Origin of the sequence: Rhodovarius sp., from assembly GCF_040399605.1 — a bacterium.
Classification (GTDB): Bacteria; Pseudomonadota; Alphaproteobacteria; order Acetobacterales; family Acetobacteraceae; genus Rhodovarius; species Rhodovarius crocodyli_A.
On sequence record NZ_JBBARU010000102.1, the window covers coordinates 1 to 9,266 of the forward strand.

The window sequence follows — 9,266 nt, forward strand, 5'->3', positions numbered from 1 at the left end:
TCGTCAGGCTCATAACCTGAAGGTCACAGGTTCAAATCCTGTCCCCGCATCTCCTTTGACTTGCGATAAGAACGCCTCGGCAACATTGCCGGGGCGTTGTCGCGTTTGGGCAAGCCGTAAAACGTTGAAGGCTGCCGCGCTGAGGTGCTATTCTGCAAGCACACCCATGGCGGCGATAAGCTCCTGATACTTAGCCGTCTCGCCCCGGATCATTTCACCCAGCGCGTTGCCCACCAACCCCTCGCCGCGCACTACACCCAGGCTATTGGCGAAGGACACGAATTCGGGCTGCCGCAGTGCCTTCTGAACGGCTGCGGCGATAGCCTCCCGCAAGCCCGCCGCCAGGCCGCGCGGCGCCAGCAGGACCCACCAACTGGTCATGTTCATCGGTCCATATCCCAGTTCTTCTAGCGTCGGCACCGCCAATGCCGCCACCTGCGCCGGCGTCGTCACCGCCAGTGCCAATGGGCGGATTTGCGCCGATTGCAGGAAGGGGCTGGCCGGGATGATGCCCTCGAAGATCACATCGATGGTACCGGCCATCAGATCAGCCAGCGCCGGTGCGCTGCCGCGATACGGAACGTGCTGCATCTCGATTCCAGCGCGCTTGGCGAAGAGCGCGGCGGCCAGATGCTGCACGCTGCCCGGCCCCGTCGAGCCATAGGTCACCCCCCCCGGCCGGGCACGGGCGGCGGCGACCAGGCCGGCGATGTCGGCGATCGGAGCATCCTTACGCACCACCACCACATGCGATTGCGATGCGACCATGGAAACGGGGGTGAAATTCGAAGCCTTCGCCCCATCCACCCCGCGCAGCACGAGTGGCGCCAGCACCACCGTGTTAATGTTGCCCATGAACAGCGTGTGGCCATCAGGGGAGGCGCGGGCCACGCCGATGGCTGCCAGCGTGCCATTGGCGCCCGAGCGATTCTCCACGATCACCGGCCGGGCCCAGTCGCGTTGCAACTCGCGGCTCAACCTGCGGGCGACGATGTCAGTGCCGCCGCCGGCGGGATAACCATCGACGATCAACACCGAGCGGTCCGGAAACGCCCAAGCGGGGGCGAAGGGCAAGGCGGCCAAGCCGATAGCCGCGCGGCGGTGGATCATAGCGAACTCCTCCGCTCACAAACAAATTTGCCTTACACAGCGGTTAATACACCATTTTCGTCTAGATGGTAGGTCTGGGAGGTTAGGGTAATTATTGGCGCTCAACCCGCCGATCAGCACATCCGCCAGCACCGGACCGATCTGCCTCACCGCCACGGCCTGACCCTCATGGCTCACATTCCTCCCCGTCGGACCAAGCGCCGCCGCCCCGGCCGAGATCGCTGATGCGCTTCGCCCTGCTCGGCTAGGCCGGACCGAGGGACAGAAAGGCATTGTCGGTGACGACGCACCCGATAACGATCAATGGGATATGTGGGTGACCTGCCGCGGCGGGCCTGCAGCAAAATCTGGAGCCGTTTCACGGAGAGCGAAGGCGGTGAAACGGCCCTAGCCTTTGTTTTACGGCATTTTCCAAACTGCCTTGCCGAGCCGCAAGGCTTGAACATGTTCTAGCGGGAGCAAGCCCATTCAACGATCTGAAAAATTTTCAGAACAATTTACACACCCCTATCCTTGTGAAATTTATAAATAACGATTAATAAACGTGATTATGGGCGGTCAGCATGTCCGCCATGTGCGAAGGAACGCGTCATGTCCGAGATATACGTCATTCATGAGAACCCCTCTTGGCTGGCCCCGCTGGCGGAGGCGCTGAGCGCAGAAGCGCTGCCATGGACCGAGTGGTTCATGCACAATGGCAGCTTCGACCTCGCCGCGCCGCCGCCCGAGGGCGTGTTTTACAATCGGATGAGTGCCTCATCTCACACGCGCGATCATAGATTTTCGGCAGAGCTGACTGCCGGCGTGCTTGCCTGGCTCAAGCGCTGGGGCCGCATCGTGGTTAACGGGCCCGCTGCGCTCGACCTAGAGATCAGCAAGGTGCGCCAGTATGCGGCGCTGGAAGCGTCGGGCCTGCGCACGCCGCGCACTATCATGGTGGCCGGGCGTGACCAGATCGTACCAGCCGCCTTTGCACATTTTGCCGGTGAGCCGGTGATCCTCAAGCCCAATCGCGGCGGCAAGGGTCTTGGCGTCCAACTCTTCCACACTCTTGAGGGTCTAAAGGAGCATGTGGAGAGCGACAGCTATATCGAGCCAGTAGATGGTATCCAACTCCTTCAAACCTATGTGCGCGCCCCTCGTCCTGTGGTCACGCGGGCCGAATTCACCGGCCGGCGCTTCACCTATGCCGTGGAGGTGGATACGAGCGAGGGTTTTGAACTTTGCCCGGCTGATGTCTGCGCCATCGGCGAGTTGGCCTGCCCAGTGGGAAAGGTCTCTGGCAAGCCCGTGCATAAGTTCACCATCGTGGAGGGTATCGATGCGCGTCTGCGCAGCCAGCTCGAGGCGTTCCTGGAGCGGGCCGGGGTGGATGTGGCCGGCATCGAGTTCATCATCGGCGAGGACGGCCAGCCCCTGGTCTACGACGTGAACACCAACACCAATTATAATCCCGAGGCCGAAGCTCGCGCAGGCATAGCCGGCACACCGCGCTCGGGGATGGGAGCACTGTCGGCCTATCTGGGTAGGCGTCTGGCAGAGCCTCGGTCCCGCGCCGCCTGATCAGCCTCTGCCAGAGCTTCATCCGTTCAAACGAAACCGTTTGAGCGGATAAAGATGATCGACAATCAGAATCTTAGAGCCTGTGAAGTGAGCCCTTGCGAACGAAACAGGCTCCCAGGCGAGGCCGCCCGCTTTCCCGGTCAGGTCACGCAGGGGCGCAGAATCTTCCCCCCTTGGAGCGCATCATCGGCGACGCGGCATGAGCCGCTGCATTTTTATATCTCGGCCATTCCAGGAGGGGTCTTGGCGCTGTCGGTGCACGGCTTCAATCTGATCGGCGATGCGTTGAGCCCGCGCCAGCGCTGAGCAGGAGAATCTCCATGGCCCGTGTGCGTTCCATCCCCTCCGAGGAGCTGACCCCCGACCTCACCGCGATCTACGAGGAATTCGCTGGCGCCTATGGCCCCTTCCGCAACCAGGTGGCGGTCATCGCGCATGTGCCGGCGGCGTTGCGCCACCTCATGCCCATGCTGATGGAGCTGCGCGCGGCCAAGACGCTGCCGAAGCGCTACCTGGAGATCGCCATCATCACCGTCTCCAAGCTCAATGCCTGCCATTACTGCGTTGGCCACCACACGCCCTTCCTGACCGCCGAGGGGCTTTCGGCCGCGGCGGTGGAGCGGCTGCTGGAGCCCGACAACCCCGAACTGGACGAGACCGACCGGCTGGTCATCGACTACGCGAAAGTGGCCTGGGCGACGCCCAACCGCGTGCCGGCAAAACTTTTCACGGCGCTGCGGGCGGTGTTTTCCGAGGCGCAGATCGTGGAGCTGACCCTGCGCATCACCCTGTGCGGCTTTTTCAACCGCTTCAATGATGCGCTGGGGATCGAGGAAGAAGAGGGAGCGCTGGCCTGATGCGGATTGCGTTCGGCGCGGCCCTGGTCCTGCTCGGCGCGGCCTGGCTGCTCGCGGGTCAGGGTTGGCGGCCAGCTGCCTTGTGGCTGCTGGGCGCGGCGCTGGGCTTGTCGCTTTTCCATGCCAGCTTCAGCTTTGCCGGCGCCTTCCGGCGGCTGCTGGCCGAGCGGCAGGGTAGCGGCCTTCGGGCGCAGCTCGTGATGCTGGCCTTGGCGCTGCTGCTCTTCCAGCCCGCATTGCTGGCGGGCGAGGTGCTGGGCCAGCCGGTGCGCGGCTTCGTCTTTCCGATCGGCTGGGCGCTGCTGCTGGGCGCCTTCCTGTTCGGCATTGGCATGCAGCTGGGCGGTGGCTGCGGTTCGGGCACGCTGTTCACCGCGGCGGGCGGTCAGGATGGCCGAATGTGGATCACGCTCTTCGCCTTCGTCGCCGGCGCCACCCTGGCCGCCTGGGATGGCGAGCGCTGGATGGCCTGGCCCGCCCTGCCCGGCCAACGCCTGGGCGAAGGCTGGGCCATATTGCCGCTCAGCCTAACCGGGCTGGCATTGGTCTGGGCCGCCATGCGCTGGTGGGAGGGCGTGCAGGCAGATCCCCTGGCCTGGCGCGGTGGCGATGTGCTGCGCGGGCCCTGGCCGCTGCTGTGGGGTGCGGTGTCGCTGGCGGTACTGAACTTCGCCACACTGCTCCTGGCTGGGCGCCCCTGGGCCATCACCGCCGCCTTTCCACTCTGGGGCTCGCAACTCGTCGAGTCCCTGGGCTGGGACGACCCGGCCTTCTGGGCCTTCTGGGAAGACCCGACCCGCAGCGAGGCGCTGCTTCGCCCGGTGCTGTCCGACCGGACCACGCTGATGGATCTCGGCCTTATGGCCGGGGCCCTGCTGGCTGCGGGCCTCGCCGGTCGGCGTGGATGGTGGACGCTGCCGGCGTTGCGCCCGGCCCTGGCCTCGCTCTGCGGCGGGCTTCTGCTTGGCTATGGCGCGGTGCTGGGCTCGGGCTGCAATATCAGCGCGTTCTTTGGCGGCATCGCCTCGGGCAGCCTTCATGGCTGGGTGTGGATCATCCCAGCACTTCTGGGCAATGCGGTGGGGCTGCGGTTGCGACCGGCCTTTGGGCTTTCGCGGGCCTGATTGTGAATTGCGAATTTGACAGGAAAATTTAGGGGCATTAGCAACCCCTCTGTTCTTCGTCGCTGCAAGGATCCTCGATGCGCCTGTTCATTCCCGCCATCGCCGCCCTGGTTCTGGCCGCCCCCGCCTGGGCCCAGAACGCACCGCTGGCGGCCCAGGCCTGTCTGAGCTGCCATGGCGCCAACGGCGCGGGCCAGGGCGGCGTGCCGGGCCTGGCGGGGCGGGACCGTGCCGAGCTGGTCGCGCTGATGGCCGCCTTCCGCGCCAATGAGCGCCCGGCCACCATCATGGGGCGCATTACCCGGGGCTATTCCGACGCTGAGATCGCCGCCTCGGCCGAATATTTTTCGCGCCAGGGGCGCTGAGGATATGAGCATGACCACCACACGCCGCGCCCTGCTCGGTGCCGCCATCACCGCCCCTGCCCTGGTCCAGGCGCAGACCCAGGCGCGACTGCTGATCATCGGCGGCGGCTTCGGCGGCGCCACGGCCGCCAATTTTGCCCGACGGACCTATCCCTGGCTGCAGGTCACCCTCGTCGAGCCCAAGACGAGCTTCGTCACCTGCCCCTATGGCAATCTGGTGCTGGGCGGGTTCCGCCAAATCGCTGACATCACCCATTCCTATGACGGGCTGCGGGCGCGTGGCGTGACCGTGGTGCATGACTGGGCCACGGGCATCGACGCCAATGCGCGCAGCGTGCGCCTGCAGGGCGGGCAGAGCCTCGGCTACGACCGGCTGATCCTCTCGCCGGGCATTGCACTGCGCTGGGGCGCGATCGAGGGCTATGACGAGGCGGCCGCCCAGACCATGCCGCATGCCTGGGTGCCAGGTGATGGCGCGCAGACGCTGTTGCTGCGCCGCCAATTGGAAGCCATGCCTGATGGCGGCGTGGTGGGCCTGGCTATCCCGGGGAATCCCTTCCGCTGCCCGCCTGGGCCGTATGAGCGGATCAGCATGATCGCGGCCTATCTCAAGCGCCACAAGCCGCGGTCGAAAATTCTGGCGCTGGATGCAAAGGAGGCCTTCAGCAAGCAGGGCCTGTTCCAGGACGCCTGGGCCGCGCTCTACCCGGGCATGATCGAATGGGTGCCCGCGAGCCGCGACGGCCGCGTGGTGCGGGTCGACCCGCGCGCGATGGAATTCGAGACTGAGTTCGGCACCCGCCACAAGCTGGACGTGGCCAATGTCATCCCACCGCAATCGGCTGCGCGCATCGCCGCCGATGTGGGGCTTACCGATAATTCGGGCTGGGTGCCGGTCAACCCCGTGACCTTCGAGGCCCGTGCGGCGGCGAACATCCATGTGGTGGGTGACGCGAATATTCCCGGCCCCATGCCCAAATCCGGTTTTGTGGCCAATACCACAGCGAAGCAGGCGGTGGCCGCGGCGGCGGCGGCGCTGCGCGGTGAGGCCGCGCCGGAGGCGGTCTATTTCAACACCTGCTACAGCCATGTCGGCGATGATTACGGCATCTCCGTCGTCGGCGTCTTCCGGCCCAATGCGGAGGCCACGGCAATCGTCGAAGTGCCGAATTCGGGGGGCGTTTCTCCGCGCGGCAACCTGCCTGACCAGCGCCGGCTGGAAGCGACCTATGCCGATAGCTGGTATGCCTCGATCACCCAGGACATGTTCGGCTGATGCACAGGCGCGCCGCCCTCGCCCTGCTGGCGCTGCCCTGGGCCGCCTTGGCGCAGGAGGATGCCCTGGCCGGCGCCATTCGCGAGGCGGTGGGCGATGCACAGGCAGCGGAAGGCGGGATTAACCTGCGAGCCCCGGCCACGGCCGAGAATGGTGGCCAAGTGCCGCTGACCATCCTGGTCGAAAGCCCCCAGACCGCGGCCGAGCATGTTACTGCCATCCATGTCTTTGCCACCCGCAACCCTACCCCCGGTGTGGCCAGCTTCCGCCTGACCCCTGCCCTGGCGCGGGCCGAGGTACAGACCCGTATCCGCCTGGCTGAGAGCCAGATCGTGGTGGTGTTGGCACAGCTCAGTGATGGCAGCCTCCGCCGCGCCAATGCTGAGATCCGGGTCACCACCGGCGGCTGCCTGACATGAACCCGCCGCGCATCCGCGCCCCCCGCCAGGCCCGCGCCGGCGAGGTGGTAGAAATCCGCACGCTCATCGAGCACCCGATGGAGACCGGCCTTCGCATGGAGGGTGGTCGGCTGGTGCCGCGCAATATGCTCGCCAGCATGGTGGTGCGGGTGAATGGCGAGGTGGCGCTGCAGGTGGAATTGAGCAACGGCAGCGCCGCCAATCCCTACCATGTCTTCTTCCTGCGGCTGGAGCGTGCGAGCGAGGTGGAGGTGAGTTGCGTGGACGAAGCAGGACGCGGCGCGCGCAGCATGGCGCGCATCGCGGTGGGCTGATCAGGCGCAGAGGGTGTCACCGGATACGAACGCTCTCCAGGCCGGAGTCTTGGAGAGCAGGCCACGCAACGCCCCCCCTTCACCAACCTCAATAGCGCAGCACATCAAAACCGGGAGCCCGGCCGCTCCGCACTCACCGGCGTGCGCGGCAACCCGCTTTCCGCTTGGCCGTCGGTTTGGCTCGTAGCTTAGGTCGCCTTTTCTTTGGCCCGGCGGCAACAGGCTCAGCCGCGGGGATACCATCCGTTCCGGCATAACGTTGCAGGGATGCACCGGCAGCAAGGTGTGGATAGGCCTGGAGGCCTTTCGGCCATGCCTGGGCAAAGGCGGCGACTTCGGCATGATCATGCCTGCGAATGGCCTGAACGAGGAAGAAGGTCGCTTCAGCCGGCCGCAACCCCTCATGGCGCAGCAGGCGGAGGTGCCATTCGCGGGCACGCAGGGGGCACCAATCCACCAAGGCTTCCTGCAAAGCTCGGCGGACCTCGATGGGCAGCGCCTCATACGCTCGGTATGGGTCGCCCTTCAGCTTGCTGTAGGGCTTGGTCGCTGTGCTGTTATCCATCGATGGTTTCTATCGAACCACCATAGGCGCGCCAACCGTATCCCGCTGCCGAGGCTCATCTTCGCATGCAGCAGCTGCAGATCGACCGCAGCAACGGTCTCAGCGGTTGCGGGGCAAGCGCTGAAAACCCCAGCAGCGCCTTGCCGGCGACAATCTGGCCAGGGTGTACCTCAAACCGATTGCCCAAACCCGCCAGCGTCTTCTCGCCTTTGATAGCGGCCAAGGCCAAGTTTACCTTGAAGCAGGGGCTGTGTATCCGGCGTATTCGCTCCCAAGGCGCGGCAAAATCGCCGCTGTCAGGCAGAAAGGCAGCTATCGCGCTGTCCGATTGTCCTGGACGACCGCTGCCTCCCGTCGACAGCGTTCTCGAAAGTCCTCTTGGAGCCTATTCCGTTCGCAAGGGCTCCGCGCATAGAGGCTAAGTATTTGTTTTACGACCATATTGAGCCGCTCAAACAATTCCGTTTGAGCGGATGATACTCTTAGGGCTGCGTCGTCGTCGGCATACGCTCCACGCATTGTATAAAGGCTTCGGATACAGCAGCGCTACCATCTAAATCAAAAATCCAGTCTCTTTCGTTTCCCGTTCGAAATATAACGCTCATCTGTGAAGACCTTATGAAATCTTCGATAAAACTATCCATTTGCCGAGTATCAATAGAGGCCTGCAGCAGTGCGACCGGCGAGTCTGACATATAAATAACCGTCGAACTCATGTTTCGAGAGCGTAATTCATCAAACTGTACATCAAAACGAATTGACGCTCCATTGCGCATCCGCCATGCTGGGCTAGACAACTGCATCAACATTTCGCCATCCGGAGTAAAATGAATAAATATTATTCTACCATCCGGATAACTGCTATGCATACTGCAAGCATGCGACGTACCACTTACCGCCTGGACAGCACGCCAGCTGCCGGCGTCCAGCAGAGTCGTTACTTGAGCCCCGGCAACACAGGTTTGTCCGAATAAAAAGCCCCAAAACATCAAAAATCGGAAAGATTTTAAGTTTTTTATCATCACAAAAAGGTTCCGCAGCAGGTCCGATGGCGTTGAGTTTGTTGGCTTTGGACACCTGCGTCAAGCGCAGCGTCTCAGCCCGAACCGGCAAAATTCTAGACCGGATCATTCAACAAGTTTCGCCAATATAGCGCAGACATTGATCATAGATCGGAGTTTATTGCCAAACCGCAACCCTATCGATTTCGGACGCCATGCCTGCCAAGGCTCAACCCTCCCCTGCACGCCTCGGCCTGTGACCGGTCTGCGACAAGTTCATCATTGCACGCTTTGACGTCGGCGTCGTGGCGCTGCGCGAGATCGAAGCCCGCCTCACGCCTCGCCGCCTGCTTCACCAACCCCACGCACCAGCAGCCCCACAGCCAGACGCGGCAAAGAGTCGCGCCAGTGCCGTGGTGGCCGCGGTTGCGCCACCCCAAGCACTGTCATCGGGCGACCCGCCTATGTGGCGCGGTTCCAGCTATCAGGAATCGCGGCACGGGCCTGCGCCGCCCCCAGAAACGCACCGCAGATCGCCCCTTTGGTGTCGGCGTCGTCGCCGGCGCCGACCGTCTCGCTCAATGCTTCCTCGATGGAGGTCCCAATGGCCAGGTCACGAAATGCAATTTGGGATGCGATCAGAACCCAGCCCTGCTGGCTCATGAAGTCACC

The 9,266-nt window shown here is 63.8% G+C and carries 12 protein-coding genes; 8 read left to right on the plus strand and 4 right to left on the minus strand.

Translation table 11 applies throughout. The annotated features are described in order from the left end of the window. Positions 1–147 precede the first annotated feature (147 nt). Positions 148–1,110, minus strand: a complete 963-nt coding sequence (locus ABWP84_RS16930; protein ID WP_353213205.1) for a tripartite tricarboxylate transporter substrate binding protein — start codon at positions 1,108–1,110, stop codon at positions 148–150. A gap of 591 nt (positions 1,111–1,701) precedes the next feature. On the opposite strand from ABWP84_RS16930, the gene ABWP84_RS16935 reads away from it, so the two are divergent. From ABWP84_RS16935 to ABWP84_RS16970, 8 genes are all read left to right on the plus strand, one after another. Further along, positions 1,702–2,673, plus strand: coding sequence for an alpha-L-glutamate ligase (locus ABWP84_RS16935; protein WP_353213206.1), 972 nt, complete (start codon positions 1,702–1,704; stop codon positions 2,671–2,673). 54 nt (positions 2,674–2,727) lie between these two features. Continuing rightward, positions 2,728–2,979: a hypothetical protein gene (locus ABWP84_RS16940; RefSeq protein WP_353213207.1), complete on the plus strand. Its 252-nt coding sequence runs from the start codon at positions 2,728–2,730 to the stop codon at positions 2,977–2,979. A 14-nt stretch (positions 2,980–2,993) separates the two neighbouring features. Next, on the plus strand, positions 2,994–3,530 hold the full coding sequence (locus tag ABWP84_RS16945; protein WP_353213208.1) for a carboxymuconolactone decarboxylase family protein: 537 nt from the start codon (positions 2,994–2,996) through the stop codon (positions 3,528–3,530). After that, positions 3,530–4,654, plus strand: coding sequence for a YeeE/YedE thiosulfate transporter family protein (locus ABWP84_RS16950; RefSeq protein WP_353213209.1), 1,125 nt, complete (start codon positions 3,530–3,532; stop codon positions 4,652–4,654). The genes ABWP84_RS16945 and ABWP84_RS16950 overlap by 1 nt, the downstream gene beginning before the upstream one ends. Positions 4,655–4,731: 77 nt before the next feature. After that, a complete protein-coding gene (locus ABWP84_RS16955; RefSeq protein ID WP_353213210.1) occupies positions 4,732–5,019 on the plus strand; it encodes a c-type cytochrome in 288 nt (95 codons plus the stop codon). Positions 5,020–5,029: 10 nt separating this feature from the next. Beyond that, positions 5,030–6,295: an FCSD flavin-binding domain-containing protein gene (locus ABWP84_RS16960; protein WP_353213211.1), complete on the plus strand. Its 1,266-nt coding sequence runs from the start codon at positions 5,030–5,032 to the stop codon at positions 6,293–6,295. Then, positions 6,295–6,714: a thiosulfate oxidation carrier protein SoxY gene (locus ABWP84_RS16965; protein WP_353213212.1), complete on the plus strand. Its 420-nt coding sequence runs from the start codon at positions 6,295–6,297 to the stop codon at positions 6,712–6,714. Before ABWP84_RS16960 ends, ABWP84_RS16965 begins: the two co-directional genes overlap by 1 nt. Beyond that, positions 6,711–7,028, plus strand: coding sequence for a thiosulfate oxidation carrier complex protein SoxZ (locus ABWP84_RS16970; RefSeq protein ID WP_353213213.1), 318 nt, complete (start codon positions 6,711–6,713; stop codon positions 7,026–7,028). Before ABWP84_RS16965 ends, ABWP84_RS16970 begins: the two co-directional genes overlap by 4 nt. Before the next feature lie 133 nt (positions 7,029–7,161). On the opposite strand, the gene ABWP84_RS16975 is transcribed toward ABWP84_RS16970, so the two are convergent. The 3 genes from ABWP84_RS16975 to ABWP84_RS16990 form a co-directional block, all read right to left on the minus strand. Beyond that, complete coding sequence (locus ABWP84_RS16975) at positions 7,162–7,593, minus strand: DUF6525 family protein (RefSeq protein WP_353213214.1); 432 nt, start codon at positions 7,591–7,593, stop codon at positions 7,162–7,164. 482 nt (positions 7,594–8,075) lie between these two features. Further along, a complete protein-coding gene (locus tag ABWP84_RS16985; RefSeq protein ID WP_353213215.1) occupies positions 8,076–8,618 on the minus strand; it encodes a hypothetical protein in 543 nt (180 codons plus the stop codon). A gap of 438 nt (positions 8,619–9,056) precedes the next feature. Then, on the minus strand, positions 9,057–9,266 hold a 210-nt coding region (locus tag ABWP84_RS16990; protein WP_353213216.1), incomplete at its 5' end, for an ADP-ribosylglycohydrolase family protein.

Coding starts and splice junctions, on each gene's coding strand:
- ABWP84_RS16945 (WP_353213208.1), top strand. CDS start 2,994: ATGGCCCGTGTGCGTTCCATCCCCTCCGAGGAGCTGACCCCCGACCTC.
- ABWP84_RS16955 (WP_353213210.1), top strand. CDS start 4,732: ATGCGCCTGTTCATTCCCGCCATCGCCGCCCTGGTTCTGGCCGCCCCC.
- ABWP84_RS16940 (WP_353213207.1), top strand. CDS start 2,728: ATGATCGACAATCAGAATCTTAGAGCCTGTGAAGTGAGCCCTTGCGAA.
- ABWP84_RS16965 (WP_353213212.1), top strand. CDS start 6,295: ATGCACAGGCGCGCCGCCCTCGCCCTGCTGGCGCTGCCCTGGGCCGCC.
- ABWP84_RS16930 (WP_353213205.1), bottom strand. CDS start 1,110: ATGATCCACCGCCGCGCGGCTATCGGCTTGGCCGCCTTGCCCTTCGCC.
- ABWP84_RS16970 (WP_353213213.1), top strand. CDS start 6,711: ATGAACCCGCCGCGCATCCGCGCCCCCCGCCAGGCCCGCGCCGGCGAG.
- ABWP84_RS16935 (WP_353213206.1), top strand. CDS start 1,702: ATGTCCGAGATATACGTCATTCATGAGAACCCCTCTTGGCTGGCCCCG.
- ABWP84_RS16960 (WP_353213211.1), top strand. CDS start 5,030: ATGACCACCACACGCCGCGCCCTGCTCGGTGCCGCCATCACCGCCCCT.
- ABWP84_RS16950 (WP_353213209.1), top strand. CDS start 3,530: ATGCGGATTGCGTTCGGCGCGGCCCTGGTCCTGCTCGGCGCGGCCTGG.
- ABWP84_RS16975 (WP_353213214.1), bottom strand. CDS start 7,593: ATGGATAACAGCACAGCGACCAAGCCCTACAGCAAGCTGAAGGGCGAC.